Raw genomic sequence first — 14,546 nt, 5'->3', positions numbered from 1 at the left:
AGCGGGAAACCGGCGCGGACCGCACCTGGGGAGGAGCGACGGATGACGCACGGCGGCGGACTGACCATCGGTGTGCTGGGCTCGTACGGTGGGCGCTGGCGGGCCACCGGGATGACCGACGACGATTTCGGCAAGCCGATCGTCGCCATCGCCAACAGTTTCACCCAGTTCGTGCCTGGTCACGTACACCTCAAGGACATGGGTGGCCTGGTCGCCGACGCGGTCGCCGAGGCCGGCGGGGTGGGCCGGGAGTTCAACACCATCGCTGTCGACGACGGCATCGCGATGGGTCACGGCGGCATGCTCTACTCGCTGCCCAGCCGGGAGTTGATCGCCGACGCGGTGGAGTACATGGTCAACGCGCACTGCGCGGACGCCCTGGTCTGCATCTCCAACTGCGACAAGATCACCCCCGGGATGCTGCTGGCCGCGCTGCGGCTCAACATCCCGACCGTCTTCGTCTCCGGCGGCCCGATGGAGGCCGGCAAGACGATGGCGATCGAGGGCGTGGTGCACAGCAAGATCGACCTGATCGACGCGATGATCGCCTCCTCGAACGAGTCGGTCACCGACGAGCAGCTCGGCGAGATCGAACGCTCCGCCTGCCCGACCTGCGGCTCGTGCTCCGGCATGTTCACCGCCAACTCGATGAACTGCCTCACCGAGGCGATCGGGCTCGCGCTGCCCGGCAACGGCTCGACGCTGGCCACCCACGCCGCGCGAAAGTCACTGTTCGTCGAGGCCGGCCGCACCGTCGTGGACATCGCCAAGCGGTGGTACGACGGCGACGACGACTCGGTGCTGCCGCGCGTGGTCGCCTCCAAGGCCGCCTTCGAGAACGCTGTCGCCCTGGACGTGGCGATGGGCGGCTCCACCAACACCGTGCTGCACCTGCTCGCCGCCGCCCGGGAGGCGGAGATGGACTTCGGCGTCGCCGACATCGACGCGATCTCCCGGCGGGTGCCGTGTCTGGCCAAGGTCGCGCCCAACTCCCCGAACTACCACATGGAGGACGTGCACCGGGCCGGCGGCATCCCCGCGATCCTCGGCGAACTGGACCGGGCCGGGCAGCTCAACCGGGACGTGCACGCCGTGCACTCCCCCTCGCTGGCGCAGTGGCTGACCGACTGGGACGTGCGCGGCGGCTCCCCGAAGCCGGAGGCGGTCGAGCTGTTCCACGCCGCGCCGGGTGGCGTGCGCACCGTCGAGCCGTTCTCCACCACCAACAGGTGGTCGTCGCTGGACACCGACGCGGCCGGCGGCTGCATCCGGGACCGGGAACACGCCTACTCCGCCGACGGCGGTCTGGCCATCCTGCACGGCAACCTGGCGCCGGCCGGCAGCGTGGTGAAGACCGCCGGCGTGCCGGACGACTGCCTGACCTTCCGCGGCCCGGCGAAGGTGTACGAGTCGCAGGACGACGCGGTGACAGCGATCCTCGCCAAGCAGGTCGTCGCCGGCGACGTCGTGGTGATCCGGTACGAGGGCCCCAAGGGTGGTCCCGGTATGCAGGAGATGCTCTACCCCACCTCGTTCCTCAAGGGACGCGGGCTGGGCCGCTCCTGTGCGCTGCTCACCGACGGCCGTTTCTCCGGTGGCACCTCCGGCCTGTCCATCGGGCACGTCTCCCCCGAGGCCGCCTCGGGTGGGCTGATCGCGCTGGTCCACGACGGCGACGAGATCGTCATCGACATCCCGAGCCGGACGATCTCCCTCAACGTGCCGGAGGACGAGCTGGAGGCACGGCGGGTGGCGGAGGAGAAGCGCGACAAGCCGTACACCCCGACCGACCGGCAGCGCCCGGTGTCGGCGGCGCTGCGCGCGTACGCCTCGATGGCCACCTCGGCCAGCGACGGCGCCTACCGCCGCGTCCCGGAGTGACCGTCGCCCGCTGATATCGGGGTGTCCCCCACTGGCTCGGACACCCCGATATCGACGAAACGCGGTGCCCGGATGTCGGTCGTGTGGGCTAGCGTGTCGTCGATCAATTCGGGGGAAGCCCGGATTCCTGCGGGGAAGAGGCGTGTACGTGGCATTTGGCAAGAAGTCCGTGGCGGTGGCGGTCTCGGCGCTCACCGCGCTCGCTGTCTCCGCGTGCGGCACGACGTCCGGCGGGTCCGACGCGCCCAAGCAGCCCAGCGTCCTGGAGCTGTTGGCCAGTGACCTGAAGGGGTCGCTGCAGAAGACCGCCGAGGCCACCACCAAGAGTGACTCGGTGACCGTGAGCATGACGGGCACGGCGGGCGGCGAGAAGGTCGAGATGCGCGGCGTCATCGACCTCGGCGACCCGGTCAAGGCCGAGATGACGGTGCAGGACCCGAAGGGCGACCCGACCGTCGTCCGGATGGTCGGTGCGGTCGTCTACGTCGAGATCCCCGCTGCGGACCGCGCGGAGATGAACGGCAAGCGCTGGATGAAGATGGACCTGAGCGCCGCCGGTGAGCAGGCCGGGATGAACTTCGGCAAGCAGTTCGAGGACATCGACCCGACCAAGCAGGTCAAGACGCTGCTCGCCACCGAGGGCACCAAGGTGGTCGGGCAGGAGACGGTGAACGGGGCGGCCACCGTCCACTACACCGTCACCGTCCCGGTGGCGACCCACCTTCAGCAGATGGACGCGAAGCTGCGGGCGGGCGTCGAGCAGCAGATGACCAAGATGGGCGTCAAGGAGATCACCACCGACCTGTGGGTCGACGAGCAGTACCGGCCCCGCCGGGCGGCCCTGAAGATGGGCCCGCTGGGCGATCTGCTGATGGACTACACCGACTACGGCAAGGCGGTGACGGTAGAGGCGCCGCCGACGGCGGAAACCCTCGACTTCGCCGAAATGCTCAAGGGTCTGCAGGGCTTGACCACGAGCTGACCAGTCATAGCGGACTGCCCGGCCGGCGCGGAGACGCACCGGCCGGGCAGTGTCGTTTCCGCCCGCTCGTCGCGCCCGACTGACAGCCGATTCCGGGTCAGCCGAGTTCGCGCAGGTCGAGGGCTTCGGCCGGTACGCCTCCCCAGGCGGCCCGAGCACGTCGGCGTCCGCGAGGAACCGGTCGCCGTAGGTGGTGCACCGGCACGGTTCCAGCGTGAAAGTCATCCCGTCGCAGTCCGGGCAGACGACGACAGGAACGGCGGTCACCGACACCGCCGAGACGCGCAGTCACCGTCGTGCTCCACCCGCCGCACGCACCGCCGGCCGCCGTCGAGCGGCAGGTCGCAGAACACCCGATGGCGTACGCCCTGCGCGTCCTCGGCGGACACCGTGGTTTCCCCAGCGTCCACTTCGGTGAGGAAGGTCAGGGAGCGGGCCAGGGTGCCGGCGAACTGTTGGGCAGCCGGCAGGTCGGCGGCGGTGAACGGCAGGTGCGCCACCCAGCGGGCGCTCACCGGCGGGCCGCCAGATCCTCGCGGGCGCGCCGGGACTGCCAGGACTTCAACGCGTCCTTGATTCGCTCCGTCTCCCGCCGGCTGCTGCCCAGCGCCGCGTACACCTCGGCCAGATCATGAGCGACGCGGTCGAGGAACTCGGCGACCTCCACGGCGTCCACCCCACGGCGGCCACGTCGGGTGAAGCTGCGGTCGCGGACCTGCCAGGGCTTCAGGGGTACGTAGTTGGTCGCCCGGTAGAACGCCGGCCGTGGTGGCTCGGCCCGGAGATGACGGAGAAACGCGCGCACGAAGCAGCACCACCCTTCCTCGCAATTGTTCGACGTCCATTGGCGTGGGAATTGCGCACCCATCGCCGTTGTCGGACCAATCTTGTAAGGTCAGATGCACCATCGCAATGAATGTCGACTCACACTGTTCCGGTATTTGTGCGCAACATTTCCCTGTTGCAGAACGGCTGTCGGGATGTTGCAAAACTCAACAGGAAGGAGAGCCGGGTGGCCGATGACATGGGCTCGACGGTGCCCCGACGCCAGCTCGGCAGGGCGCTGCGTGACCTGCGCACCGAGGCGGGGGCGACCCTCGACGCGGTCGCCGAAGCGCTGGAGTGCAGCCGCCAGAAGGTGTGGCGGATCGAGAGCGGGCTCGGCTCGGTGCGCGGCGTCGACGTCCGAGCGATGTGCGAGCTGTACGGGGCGACGGGCGAGCTGACCCGGGCGCTGACCTCACTGGCCGGCGAGACGAAAGCGAAGGGGTGGTGGCACGCGTACGGTGACGCCGTCCCGGAATGGTTCGAGTTGTACGTGGGCCTCGAATCCGCCGCGTCGAAGCTCCGCTTCTACAAGAACAGTCTCGTGCCCGGCATCCTCCAAAGCCGCGACTATGCCCGGGGCATCTACCGCATCGACCAGCCCGAGATGAGCGACGATGACCGGGAGCGCGCTGTCGAGCTTCGACTGCAACGGCAGTCGCTGCTGACCCGTCGCCTACCCCGCGCTCCGCAGGTGCAGGTGGTGCTCTGTGAGTCGGTGCTCCTCCGGCCGGTGGACGACGCCGAGACCATGGCCGGGCAACTCCACCACCTTCTGGCGATGACTCGGATGTCGAACGTGTCGATTCGGATCTTGCCGCTCGCTGCCGGCCCTCACTACGGTGCGGTGGGCGGCGAGTTCGTTCTTTTGGACTTTCCGCTTGGCAACCGAAGCACTCCCGAGCCGCCTGTGGTCTACAGCGAATCGTGGACAGGCTCGCTGTACCTCGACCGGCCCGCCGAATTCGCCGCGTACGAGAAGGTCTGGGTGGGGCTGCTCAACCGCAGCCTTGATGAGGGACAATCGTTCCAATTGATCAATAAGATCATCGGGGAGGTCCACCATGGCTGATCTGACCGACGCCCACTGGCGCAAGAGCACTCGCAGCGGCGGCAACGGCGGCGAGTGCGTCGAAGTCGCTGACAACCTGCCCGGCATCGTCGCCGTACGCGACAGCAAAGACTCGCACGGCCCAGCTCTCACCTTCTCCCCCACCGCCTGGGCAAACTTCGTGCGCTCGACCCACATTTCCCGCTGAGGCTTCGGTGGGTGTCTCGGGGATCTCCTGGGACACCCACCCGGTGAGCAGCCTCGCTGGCGGCGAGCAGTCGATCCGCAGGGATCAGAGGGGTATGTTGCCGGTCTGTGGATCGACAAGGCGTTGGTGGAGCGCGGTTTCGGCCACGTGGTGCTGCTGCGGTACGCGCTGTCCGAGCGCTACCTCGCGTGGCCGGGCGTCACGCCCGACTCAGACCGAGCGCCTCGTCCACCCGGTCCAGCACCGTCACGTCGTCGTGGCCGACGCCGCGCAGCAGGTCGATCGCGGTCGCCCGGATCTGCCCGACGATCATGGTGACCGGCAGCGGCGGATCGGTCCGCAGCAGGGCCGCGGCGATCCGGACCGCCTCCAGGGCCGCCGCGTCGGCCCGCTGCGCGTGCCGGTCGGCGTCGGCGCCGCTGAGATCGCGGGCCAGAGTCTCCCCGGCCAACCGTACGACGGCGGTCAGCGCGCCAATCGCGGCGGCCAGCTCCGGCGATGTGGCGGTGTGCCGGCGGGTCAGGGTCACGCTGGCCCGGGCCAGCACTCGGATGTTGCGGGCGGCGTAGTCGAGCTGCCGCAGCGTCGCCTCCACGTCGACGAGCTTGCCCAGGTGCCGGCGGCGCAGTCCCAGCCGCAGCGTCTCACCGGTGGCGAGCACGGCGGCCTGCATCTGGGCGACGCAGTCGTCCACCTGCCGGGCCTGGTCCAGCGCGGCGCGGGCGGCATCCTCGTCGCAGCCCTGCAGCGCCGCGTTCACCTGGTCGAGCAGGTCGGCCAGGTCGGTGTAGCTGCGCCGGGCCTGCGCCACCAGCGGTGCCAGCGGGTCGCGGGCGGCCGTCAGCTGGCTGGCGGCCAGCGCCACCGCGCCGCCGATGAGCGCGTCGACGAAGCGGAACGGCATCAGCGTCCCGCTCGGCGCGGCGACCACGACCAGGTACATGGCCGAGACGGTGGCCTGCACGACCAGGGCACGGCGGGCCCCGATCACCACGAGCGTCGTGGTGGTCAGCACCAGCACCAGCAGGACCGTGCCGGTTCCCGGGCCCAGCGCGTACACCAGCAGTTCCGCAACGAGTACGGCGGCGGCCACGGCGAGCAGGATCTCGACGGTCTGCCGCAGCCGTCGCCCGCGGGACTCGCCGAGCACGACGAGCGCGGCGGTCGGGGCGAAGAACGGGTCCGGGTGACCGATCACCACCGCCGCCACGATCCAGGCGACCACCGCGGCGGCGGTCAGCTCGACCACGGTCATCCCGTCACCCCGCAACCGCGCGACGGCGTCGCGCCCCCACGTCCGCACCGGTGATGCCCCTCTCGCCGGGCGGACCGGGACGGCCGCCGATGATCTTCCGCGAGGAGGGCCCCTACCCCGCCCGTGACCTGCTCAATCGCTCGGGTGACGGGCGGCACCCGAGGCGGGCGGCCGAGCGTGGGAGGAGCTCGCCTATCGAGAGGAGTGCGTTGCGGTGCATGCCACCGAGCAGGGTCTGCATCCGCGACGTGCCAGCCCGGCTGCTCGCCTGGACCCTAGGGGTGCCGCAGCTTCGCGACGGAAGCGTCTGCGGTGACGTCGTTTGACCGCGGCGGTCCGCCGCCTGAACCATGGCCCCATGACTGCGCGCGCTTGGCTCAAGCAAGATCATGAGCTGGTCCCGGGTGCCGACATCTTCCGTAGCAACCGTCGGTTTGCCATGGAGGCCTACTCGGCAAGCCACGGCCAGTTGCTGCTGCGCAGCAATCCAGTCGACGACGAGCACGAGACGACGATCGACCTGCTGTTCAAACCGGTGGCGGCCATCAAGATCCGTGATGGCTATGCGGGGCTCGTCATCAGGTGTGCGACCGTTGGGGAAGCGGGCCGGATCATGATGTCTCTCCCCGGCGTTCATGCTGACCACGGGTACCGGGTCTTCATATTGGAGAGCCAAGGCCGGTCCGACTACGTCGTCAGCATGGCTGTCGGCTGGGACGAAGGCATATTGCCCCGCATTCAAGGCAGCTTCTTCAACAGCGCAGACGCGTACATGCGACGATGGCCTACGGACCCTCTGGACGGCCTGAACCCAGGGTTCAACACCGCCCCCGTCCAGGATCTCGTTGATGCGTTGAACGCCGAGCACCATGTGCAGACGCGCCGTGATCGGTTCCGCTACGTCTTCGTCCTCCTGGCAGACGTGGGCCAGGACGACAGGCCAAAGATTTCTGGCGCCGGAGTGTTCCTGACTCAGGAGGACGCCGACGAGGCCCAAACCCTGCTGGCACCAAAGGTCGCGTCCTGTTGGATCGAAATGCTCCCGGTCGCGATGTAGGAAGGCCGAACAGATCAACCCGACACCACCACGTCCATAACCGTGCAGGCACGACGGTGCGCTGTTCCCATGGGGCAAGGGGTTGTCCGCCAGGTGTGACGGGCGGCTGCTGGCAGTTACCTCGGCGTAGGGCCGCCGTACAGGTGACACGGTTGTCGGCATCGGGCATGTTCGCCGCGCAACCGGTCTTCGAGGGATACTCGTCAACCGGGTTGATCATGATGGTCTTGCCGTACTTGCAGGAGTAGACGCCCTCGGTGTCGACGCCACTCGCGCCGCAGAGTCTGTCCACCGTCCTCGGTGTCGCGAGCCGCACGTCGACGTCGACAGTGGAGGTGCTGACCCCGCTGGAGGGGACCAGGAGGCCCGGGTCAGGTTCACCGCCGCGTTGGTGACCGGGTGCTGTGCCGACGTGGCCCACCCGTTCGGTACGGCCAACACCTGCTCGATGCTCGCGGCGAACCGGTCCGGCTTCCAGGCGGGGACGTCACCCCAGGCGATGCCCTTCTCCACCGAGGCGCTGTAGCGCAGCCGCTTCTTGCCCTTGCCGATCACGCGACCGGTGCCGGTGGCGGTGGCGGTGGCGGTGGCGGTGGTGAACGTGCCGGCGGCCCTGGTGGGGATCTGCGCGTCGGTAGGGATCTCCGGAGTCGGGCTGGAGGTCGGCGTGTCGTCGGGGCTCGGAGCTGAGCTCTGCGTACTCAGGCCGGAGCGTGGGGTTTCGGCCTGCCCGGACGCCGGTGCCGACAGGCCGCAGCCGGCGGTCGCCAGCACCGCTACCGGGTCACCTTAGGTGACCATTGCGGTCGGTTTCAGCGAGGTCAGGCGGGCGCTACGACGTGGTCAATCACCAGGTGGGCGGCACCGGTGATGCCGATGTCCTGACTGGTGGCGACCCGCTCGATGAGCAGGGTCTGGGTGGCCAGCGGGAGGCACCGCTCGTAGAGGGTGGCCCGCATGCTGGCCAGCAGTGGTTCACAGTCGGCGAGTCGACCGCCGATGGCGACCACCTGCGGGTTGAAGAAGTTGACCACGACGGCCAGGATCTCGCCGATGGCCCGTCCGGCCTGCCGGGCGAGCGCCGTGGCGTGCCGGTCGCCGTCGTCGATCAGGCGGAGCACGCCGGTCAGGTCGTCGACCGGTACGCCCTGCTCGCGTAGCGCGGTGACCAGGGCTGCGCCGCTGGCCACCGCCTCCAGGCAGCCGGCGTTGCCGCAGCTGCACAGCGGCGCCGGATCAGCGACCACCCGGCAGTGGCTGATGTCCCCGGCGGAACCCTGGGCGCCCCGGTGCAACTGTCCACTGGAGATCACCCCGGAACCGATTCCGGTGCCGGCCTTGATGTAGACCGCGTGGTCCATCTCGGCGTGTGCCGTGCGGTGCGCGCCGAGCGCCATCAGGTTGGCGTCGTTGTCCACGATGACCGGCACGTCGACGCGGTCGGCGCAGAAGGCCGCGACGTCGAAGCCGTTCCAGCCGGGCATCCGGGACGGGCTGACGATCCGTCCCGTGGAGTGCTGCACCGGGCCGGGTATGCCGATGCCGACGCCCCGCAGCGCGCCCGCCGCGCCGCCGCCAGAGGCCAGCGACGCGCCGTCAGCGCCGCCGGAAGACACCGCCCCGCCGCCGGAGGCCAGCGCGGTGACCTCGGCCAGCAGCGCGCCGAGCACGGTCTCCGGACCGTCCTCGATGCGGACCGGCAGGGTGCGGCCCTGGACCACCCGCCCGGAGAGATCCAGTGTGCCGATGCGGGCGTGGTGGGCGCCGAGGTCGATGGCACCGACCACGGCACCGCCAGTGGGTACGGCGAGCTGACGCGGTCGCCGTCCGCCCCGGGACTGCCCGGCGCCGGCCTCCTCCAGCAACCCCTGGTTGATCAACGCCTCGACCCGCTGGGAGACCGTCGAGGGCGAGAGCCCGGAGAGCCGGGACAGGTCGGCGCGACTGACGGCGGCTCCGGTGGCCACCCACCGCAGCAGCTCCCGGGGACCACCCCGGAGGGCTTCGCGCGGCGCGTCGTCAATCGTCACGTCAGGTTCATAGCATCCGCAGTTTGTTCAAGCAACCGGTTGACTTAGTTTGTTGGCTACCTTTAGATGGCGCTGTTGGTTCGATATGAAGCTTACTTAGTTCGGTTGTCGAAGAAAGTAGGGCCGTCTGGTGGCACCGGAGACGACGGGTGCGGACCGACCCATGGTGTCGGTACGCGGCCTGCACAAGTGGTTCGGCCCGCTGCACGTGCTCAAGGACATCGACCTCACGGTGGCCGCCGGCGAGGTGGTCGTCGTGGTGGGGCCGTCCGGCTCCGGCAAGTCGACACTGTGCCGCTGCCTCAACCGGTTGGAGACGGCCGGGCAGGGCAGCATCGAGATCGACGGTGAGCCGCTGCCGGCGGAGGGGCGGGCGCTGGCCCGGCTACGCGCCGACGTCGGCATGGTCTTCCAGTCCTTCAACCTCTTCGGGCACAAGACGGTGCTGGACAACGTCACCCTCGGCCCCACCCGGGTCCGCAGGATCGCCCGCCCCGAGGCGCGTCAGCAGGCGATGGCCCTGCTGGAACGCGTCGGAATCGCCGACAAGGCGAACCACCACCCGGCCCAACTCTCCGGTGGGCAGCAGCAACGGGCGGCGATCGCCCGGGCACTGGCCATGCAACCGAAGGTGCTGCTCTTCGACGAGCCGACCTCGGCGCTCGACCCGGAGATGGTCAACGAGGTGCTCGACGTGATGGTCTCCCTCGCCAGCGAGGGGATGACCATGATCGTGGTCACCCACGAGATGGGCTTCGCCCGCCGCGCCGCCGACCGGGTCGTCTTCATGGACGACGGCCGCATCGTCGAATCCGGCGCCCCCGACGAATTCTTCGCAGCTCCGCGCACCGAGCGGGCCCGCGACTTCCTTTCCAAGATCCTCCAGCACTAGCCCCCAACGGGAGGGTGTCATGTCAATCCTCAAGATGAGCTTCACCGGGCGGCGCTCGCTCGCCCTCACCGCCACCGCCGTGGCGGTGGCCCTCGCCGCCACCGGCTGCGGCGGTGACAGCGGCAGCAGCGCCCCGACGCTGCCGGGCAACCCCGGCCTGGGTGGCGACGGCGTGGTCGCCCAGTCGGTGTACGACGCCGCCCCGGTCGCCACCGACGCGGACATCCCGGCCGGCTCGACCATGGACGCGATCCGCAAGCGCGGCTACCTGAACATCGGCGGGTCCCTGGACGCGCCGCTGCTCGCCCAGCAGAACCCGGTCAGCGGCACCATCGAGGGCTTCGACGCCGACATGGCGAAGCTGCTGGCGAAGTACATCATCGGCAAGCCCGAGGTGAAGACCACGACCATCGGCACCCAGACCCGGGAGGCCATGCTCCAGGCCAAGTCGGTCGACGCGGTCTTCCAGACCTACACGATCACCCCGCAGCGGGCCACCCAGGTCGCGTTCGCCGGGCCGTACCTCACGTCCGGCCTCGCGGTCGGGGTCCGCAAGGACGACACCTCTATCAAGAGCGTCAAGGACCTCGCCGGCAAGACGGTCATCGTCGGGGCGAACACCCCCGCGATCACCGCGCTGCCCTCGGCCGCTCCCGGCTCGAAGCAGATCGCCTTCGGCACCGACCCGCAGGCGTTGCAGGCGCTGCTGCAGAAGCGCGGCGACGCGTACGTGCAGGACTTCACGCTGCTCGCGTCGGGCGCCAAGGCCAACCCGGGGATGAAGGTGGTCGGCGAGCCGTTCACCACCGAGGCGTACGGCATCGGCCTCAACCGGGAGGACGCGCAGTTCAAGGAGTTCGTCAACAACTGGCTGAAGAAGATCCAGGCCGACGGGACCTGGGCGAAGGTCTGGGAAGGCACCCTCGGCTCGGTGGTGGAGGGCGGCGCGCCCACCCCGCCCGCCCTCGGTTCCGCCGACGGATCCTGAGAATCCTCCCGTACCGATGGACGCCCTCACCGCCCACCTGAGCGAGCTCGGCCACGGCCTGGTCACGACGGTCGAACTGACCGTCGTGACCACCGTCGGCGCGATGCTGCTGGGCATCGTCGTCGCCACCCTGCGGATCGCACCCGTCCCGCTGTTGCGCGCCATCGGCACGGCGTACGTCGAGGTGTTCCAGAACCTGCCGCTGCTGGCTCTGCTGGTGCTCTTCGTCTTCGCCCTGCCGACCATCGGCATCACGTTCCCGCTGTTCACGTCCGCCGCGATCGTCATCGCCGTGTACGAGGGGGCGTACCTGGCCGAGGCGATCCGCGCCGGGATCAACACGGTCGGCGTCGGCCAGGCCGAGGCGGCCCGCGCCATCGGGTTGACCTTCGGGCAGTCCCTGCGGCACGTGATCCTGCCGCAGGGACTGCGGGCGGTCATCCAGCCGATCGGCAACATCTGCATCGCGCTGCTGATGAACACCTCGCTGGCCGCCGCCGTCGGCGTGGTCGAGCTGACCCAGGCAGCCAACAACGTGAACCTGGTCGAGGCCCAACCGATCGCCGTCTTCACCGGCGCGGGCCTCGCCTACATGCTGCTGGCGCTGATCATCGGTCAGGTCACCGGCCTGCTCGAAAGAAGGCTGGCGATCGTCCGATGAACAAGACGCAACAGATCCTCTTCGACGAACCCGGCCCGCGCGCCCAGCGGCGGATCCGGATCGCCACAGTGGTGGGTGCCGTCCTGCTGGTCGGCGCCGCCGTGGCAGCGATCCACCAGTTCGCCAGTCACGGCGAGTTGGCCGCCGCCCGGTGGGAACCGTTCACCACCTGGCCGATCTGGCGGTACCTGCTCAACGGCCTCTGGGCCACAGTGCGGGCCGCCGCGGCGACCGCCGTGCTCAGCGCCGTACTCGGATTGCTGCTGGCGCTCGGTCGCCTCTCGACGCACCGACCGCTGCGCTGGCTGGCCGGCGCATACGTAGAGATCTTCCGGACCGTTCCCACCCTGCTGCTCATCTACGTGACGCTCTTCGCCCTGCCGCAGTACGGGATGAACTTCCCGCTCTTCTGGAAGCTCGTGGTGCCGCTGGTGGTGTCCAACTCGGCGGCGTTTGCCGAGATCTTCCGGTCCGGCATCCTGGCCCTGGACCGGGGGCAGACCGAGGCCGGCCTCGCCGTCGGGCTGCGCCGCGGACAGGTGATGGCGCTGGTGGTCCTGCCCCAGGCGCTGCTCCAGCTCACCCCGTCGCTGGTCAGCCAACTGGTCGGGCTGCTCAAGGACACCTCGCTCGGCTTCGTGGTCAGCTACACCGAGCTGCTCTACAGCGGGCAGGTGCTCTCGTCGTACACCCATCTGCTGATCCAGACGTTCCTGGTGGTGGCGCTGATCTACCTCGTGGTCAACGCCTCGCTGTCGAAGTTCGCCCGCGTCCTTCAGGCACGGAACGGCCGCTTCGGCGGCCGACGTGGACGACGCGACGCCGACCTGCCCCCGCCGCTCATCGAAGGGACCACCCCCCGGTGACCATCTTCCGTTACGCCGAACTGGCTCGGGTCGTCCGCAACGGCTTCGTCGAGAGCCGGCACTACGGCAGCGTCGTGGTGCTCGCGCCGGACGGCGAGGTCGTCCTCGCCGCCGGCGTACCCGACGAGCCGGTGCTCCCCCGGTCCACCCTGAAGCCGGTGCAGGCCCTGGCCTGCCGGGTCGCGGCGGGTGACGAACTGACGGGCCCGGCGCTGGCGCTCGCGGCCGGCAGCCACACCGGCGACGACCGGCACGTCGAGGTGGTCCGGGCGATGCTGGCCGGCGCCGGCCTGACCGAGGACGCCCTCGGCTGCCCGGTCGACTGGCCGGAGGACGAGCCGACCCGGGAGCGGCTGATCCGCGCCGGCGGGCAGCGCGACCGGATCCGGATGAACTGCTCCGGTAAGCACGCGGCGATGCTCGTCGCCAGCGTCGCCCAGTCCTGGAGCACGCACGACTACCTCGACCCGGAGCACCCGTTGCAGCGGGAGACCGCCGCCGCCGTCGCTCGGCTGGCCGGAACGCCTGTCGCGCACCACGCCGTCGACGGTTGCGGCGCACCTCTGTTCGGCCTGCCGCTGACCGGCCTGGCCCGCACGTTCCAGGCGTTGGTCACCGCACCCGACGGCAGCGACGAGGCGCTGGTCGCGCAGGCCATGCGCCAGTACCCGGAGTACGTGGGCGGCTGGAACGGGCACCCCAACACCGACCTGATGCGGGCGCTGCCCGGCGTCCTGGCCAAGGGTGGGGCCGAGGGCGTGCTCGGGGTGGCCGCCCCGGATGGTCACGCCGTCGCGGTCAAGGTGGTCGACGGTTCACCCCGAGCCACCACCGCCATCGCGCTCGCCGCCCTCGACGCCGTCGGCGTACCTGTGGGCGGAGCCGACGCGCTGCGCCAGGTGCCGGTGCTCGGCGGCGGCGAACCGGTCGGCGCCGTCACGGCCGTCATCGATTGGACCGCGGCATCGTCTCGCACCGAAGCGGCGTCGTCTCGCACTCAAGCGCCGTCGTCTCGCACCGAAAAGGAAGAGTCATGAGCACATTCGAGATCTGCATCGACAGCGTCGAGGGGGCGGTCGCCGCCGAGGAGGCCGGCGCCGACCGGGTGGAGCTGTGCTCCGCGCTCTTCGACGGTGGGCTGACCCCCAGCCTGGGCACCATCGAGACGACACTGCGCGCCGTCACCCGGATCCGGGTGCACGTGATCGTCCGGCCCCGCGCCGGTGACTTCATCTACTCGCCGTTCGAGATCGAGGCCATGGAGCGGGACGTACGGGCGGCTGTCGCAGCCGGCGCGCACGGCATCGTGATCGGCGCGCTGACCGCCGAGGGCGACGTCGACGTGCCGACCACCCGCCGGTTGATCGCCGCCGCCGGTGATGCCAGCATCACCTTCCACCGCGCCTTCGACATGACCCGCGACCCGCACGCGGCGCTGGAGCAGCTGATCGAGCTGGGCGTGCACCGGGTGCTCACCTCGGGCCAGGAGGTCAGCGTGCTGGAGGGTGCCCCGCTCATCGCCGAGCTGGTACGCCGTGCCGCCGGACGGATCATCGTCATGCCCGGTGGTGGCATCACCCCGCGCAACATCACCCGGATCGTCGAGGCGACGGGCGCCGACGAGTACCACTTCGCGGCCCTGGTCAGCTCGGACAGCCCGGCCGTGCACCGCAACCCGGCGCCGCTGATGGGCGGCAGCCTGAACCGGCCCGAGTACGAGCGCTCCGGCACCTCCGGTGCCCTGGTCGGCCAGGTGCTCGCCGCCGCCCGCGCCTGACCTGCCCGCAAGCACCGCCGAGCACGCTTCAAACGTTATCCGGTTACGCCGTCGGCGAACGCTACGGCAGGAT

At 69.9% G+C, this 14,546-nt stretch carries 16 protein-coding genes; 11 read left to right on the top strand and 5 right to left on the bottom strand.

Annotation, left to right across the window (positions count from 1 at the left end; genetic code table 11):
- Nucleotides 1–42: 42 nt before the first annotated feature.
- Together ilvD and ACWCO3_RS20055 are read left to right on the top strand one after the other, a co-directional pair.
- Nucleotides 43–1,881 carry a dihydroxy-acid dehydratase gene (gene ilvD, locus ACWCO3_RS20060; protein ID WP_450011395.1) on the top strand — a complete coding sequence of 613 codons (1,839 nt, stop codon included), beginning with the start codon at nucleotides 43–45 and terminating at the stop codon, nucleotides 1,879–1,881.
- A 142-nt stretch (nucleotides 1,882–2,023) separates the two neighbouring features.
- A complete protein-coding gene (locus ACWCO3_RS20055; RefSeq protein WP_423436678.1) occupies nucleotides 2,024–2,863 on the top strand; it encodes a LolA-like protein in 840 nt (279 codons plus the stop codon).
- Nucleotides 2,864–3,126: 263 nt separating this feature from the next.
- On the opposite strand, the gene ACWCO3_RS20050 is transcribed toward ACWCO3_RS20055, so the two are convergent.
- Nucleotides 3,127–3,378, bottom strand: a complete 252-nt coding sequence (locus ACWCO3_RS20050; protein WP_358048974.1) for a hypothetical protein — start codon at nucleotides 3,376–3,378, stop codon at nucleotides 3,127–3,129.
- Nucleotides 3,375–3,668: a DivIVA domain-containing protein gene (locus ACWCO3_RS20045; protein WP_358048976.1), complete on the bottom strand. Its 294-nt coding sequence runs from the start codon at nucleotides 3,666–3,668 to the stop codon at nucleotides 3,375–3,377. The genes ACWCO3_RS20050 and ACWCO3_RS20045 overlap by 4 nt, the downstream gene beginning before the upstream one ends.
- Nucleotides 3,669–3,875: 207 nt before the next feature.
- Here ACWCO3_RS20045 and ACWCO3_RS20040 point away from each other — a divergent pair, with 207 nt between their 5' ends.
- Entirely contained in the window at nucleotides 3,876–4,760 is an 885-nt protein-coding gene (locus ACWCO3_RS20040) for a helix-turn-helix domain-containing protein (RefSeq protein WP_357933494.1), read from the top strand.
- Nucleotides 4,753–4,947, top strand: coding sequence for a DUF397 domain-containing protein (locus ACWCO3_RS20035; protein ID WP_450011391.1), 195 nt, complete (start codon nucleotides 4,753–4,755; stop codon nucleotides 4,945–4,947). The genes ACWCO3_RS20040 and ACWCO3_RS20035 overlap by 8 nt, the downstream gene beginning before the upstream one ends.
- A 199-nt stretch (nucleotides 4,948–5,146) precedes the next feature.
- Here the strand turns inward: ACWCO3_RS20035 and ACWCO3_RS20030 are convergent, their stop codons facing one another.
- The gene (locus ACWCO3_RS20030; protein WP_450011389.1) at nucleotides 5,147–6,250 is read right to left on the bottom strand and encodes an FUSC family protein; all 1,104 of its coding nucleotides are present in this window, start codon (nucleotides 6,248–6,250) and stop codon (nucleotides 5,147–5,149) included.
- 310 nt (nucleotides 6,251–6,560) lie between these two features.
- Here ACWCO3_RS20030 and ACWCO3_RS20025 point away from each other — a divergent pair, with 310 nt between their 5' ends.
- Complete coding sequence (locus tag ACWCO3_RS20025) at nucleotides 6,561–7,259, top strand: hypothetical protein (RefSeq protein WP_358048978.1); 699 nt, start codon at nucleotides 6,561–6,563, stop codon at nucleotides 7,257–7,259.
- 216 nt (nucleotides 7,260–7,475) lie between these two features.
- Here the strand turns inward: ACWCO3_RS20025 and ACWCO3_RS20020 are convergent, their stop codons facing one another.
- Together ACWCO3_RS20020 and ACWCO3_RS20015 are read right to left on the bottom strand one after the other, a co-directional pair.
- Nucleotides 7,476–8,033 carry a hypothetical protein gene (locus ACWCO3_RS20020; RefSeq protein ID WP_450011387.1) on the bottom strand — a complete coding sequence of 186 codons (558 nt, stop codon included), beginning with the start codon at nucleotides 8,031–8,033 and terminating at the stop codon, nucleotides 7,476–7,478.
- A 47-nt stretch (nucleotides 8,034–8,080) separates the two neighbouring features.
- Complete coding sequence (locus ACWCO3_RS20015; protein ID WP_358048982.1) at nucleotides 8,081–9,289, bottom strand: ROK family transcriptional regulator; 1,209 nt, start codon at nucleotides 9,287–9,289, stop codon at nucleotides 8,081–8,083.
- Between the two features lie 163 nt (nucleotides 9,290–9,452).
- Here ACWCO3_RS20015 and ACWCO3_RS20010 point away from each other — a divergent pair, with 163 nt between their 5' ends.
- Genes ACWCO3_RS20010 through ACWCO3_RS19985 form a run of 6 tightly spaced genes read left to right on the top strand, consistent with a single transcriptional unit; the run spans nucleotide 9,453 to nucleotide 14,473 of the window.
- Nucleotides 9,453–10,181 (top strand): amino acid ABC transporter ATP-binding protein, encoded by a 729-nt coding sequence (locus tag ACWCO3_RS20010; protein ID WP_145785835.1) that lies wholly within the window; start codon nucleotides 9,453–9,455, stop codon nucleotides 10,179–10,181.
- A 19-nt stretch (nucleotides 10,182–10,200) separates the two neighbouring features.
- Nucleotides 10,201–11,169 carry a glutamate ABC transporter substrate-binding protein gene (locus ACWCO3_RS20005; protein ID WP_450011385.1) on the top strand — a complete coding sequence of 323 codons (969 nt, stop codon included), beginning with the start codon at nucleotides 10,201–10,203 and terminating at the stop codon, nucleotides 11,167–11,169.
- 16 nt (nucleotides 11,170–11,185) lie between these two features.
- The gene (locus ACWCO3_RS20000; RefSeq protein WP_278144246.1) at nucleotides 11,186–11,830 is read left to right on the top strand and encodes an amino acid ABC transporter permease; all 645 of its coding nucleotides are present in this window, start codon (nucleotides 11,186–11,188) and stop codon (nucleotides 11,828–11,830) included.
- Nucleotides 11,827–12,696, top strand: a complete 870-nt coding sequence (locus ACWCO3_RS19995) for an amino acid ABC transporter permease (RefSeq protein ID WP_450011383.1) — start codon at nucleotides 11,827–11,829, stop codon at nucleotides 12,694–12,696. The genes ACWCO3_RS20000 and ACWCO3_RS19995 overlap by 4 nt, the downstream gene beginning before the upstream one ends.
- Nucleotides 12,693–13,733, top strand: coding sequence for an asparaginase (locus ACWCO3_RS19990; protein ID WP_450011381.1), 1,041 nt, complete (start codon nucleotides 12,693–12,695; stop codon nucleotides 13,731–13,733). Before ACWCO3_RS19995 ends, ACWCO3_RS19990 begins: the two co-directional genes overlap by 4 nt.
- Nucleotides 13,730–14,473 (top strand): copper homeostasis protein CutC, encoded by a 744-nt coding sequence (locus tag ACWCO3_RS19985; RefSeq protein WP_145785155.1) that lies wholly within the window; start codon nucleotides 13,730–13,732, stop codon nucleotides 14,471–14,473. The genes ACWCO3_RS19990 and ACWCO3_RS19985 overlap by 4 nt, the downstream gene beginning before the upstream one ends.
- The last annotated feature ends 73 nt before the right edge of the window (nucleotides 14,474–14,546 follow it).

The sequence above is a fragment of the Micromonospora sp. NPDC002411 genome, from assembly GCF_053592955.1.
This window is presented reverse-complemented; position numbering and strand designations above follow the sequence as displayed.

Coding starts and splice junctions, on each gene's coding strand:
- ACWCO3_RS19985 (WP_145785155.1), top strand. CDS start 13,730: ATGAGCACATTCGAGATCTGCATCGACAGCGTCGAGGGGGCGGTCGCC.
- ACWCO3_RS20025 (WP_358048978.1), top strand. CDS start 6,561: ATGACTGCGCGCGCTTGGCTCAAGCAAGATCATGAGCTGGTCCCGGGT.
- ilvD (WP_450011395.1), top strand. CDS start 43: ATGACGCACGGCGGCGGACTGACCATCGGTGTGCTGGGCTCGTACGGT.
- ACWCO3_RS20005 (WP_450011385.1), top strand. CDS start 10,201: ATGTCAATCCTCAAGATGAGCTTCACCGGGCGGCGCTCGCTCGCCCTC.
- ACWCO3_RS20035 (WP_450011391.1), top strand. CDS start 4,753: ATGGCTGATCTGACCGACGCCCACTGGCGCAAGAGCACTCGCAGCGGC.
- ACWCO3_RS20000 (WP_278144246.1), top strand. CDS start 11,186: ATGGACGCCCTCACCGCCCACCTGAGCGAGCTCGGCCACGGCCTGGTC.
- ACWCO3_RS19995 (WP_450011383.1), top strand. CDS start 11,827: ATGAACAAGACGCAACAGATCCTCTTCGACGAACCCGGCCCGCGCGCC.
- ACWCO3_RS20010 (WP_145785835.1), top strand. CDS start 9,453: ATGGTGTCGGTACGCGGCCTGCACAAGTGGTTCGGCCCGCTGCACGTG.